Below are 272 nucleotides of genomic sequence, written 5' to 3'. Positions count from 1 at the left end.
CGCTTATACCGTGTATTTATGTCGTGTGCCTGTGCTGTTATCACCCGCGACCGCAAGGAAGCGCTGGTTTATACCAGTGCTTCAACCGGTAGCAGGATATCGACCAGCGTCTGGTCTGGCGCCACAAACGGTGGGAACTGCAACCGCTCAATCAGGCAAAGCCCTTCGCCCAGCTCATAACCAGATGTTGGCAACCAATCATTCAGCAGCCAACTCAGAGCGCCCCGCAATCCGGCCTCTCCTCCTTGCACTCTCAACCGGGCATACTCCCC

1 protein-coding gene is annotated in these 272 nt (G+C 56.6%); it reads right to left on the bottom strand.

Annotated elements, in window-relative coordinates; all coding sequences use genetic code 11:
- Positions 1-68 precede the first annotated feature (68 nt).
- A partial coding sequence (locus Q4563_RS19910; RefSeq protein WP_303605748.1) for a GyrI-like domain-containing protein occupies positions 69-272 on the bottom strand: 204 nt, incomplete at its 5' end.

Source organism: Gilvimarinus sp. 1_MG-2023 (assembly GCF_030548285.1).
The sequence above is the reverse complement of the archived record's forward strand: the minus strand, read 5'-3'. Positions and strand labels throughout refer to the sequence as shown.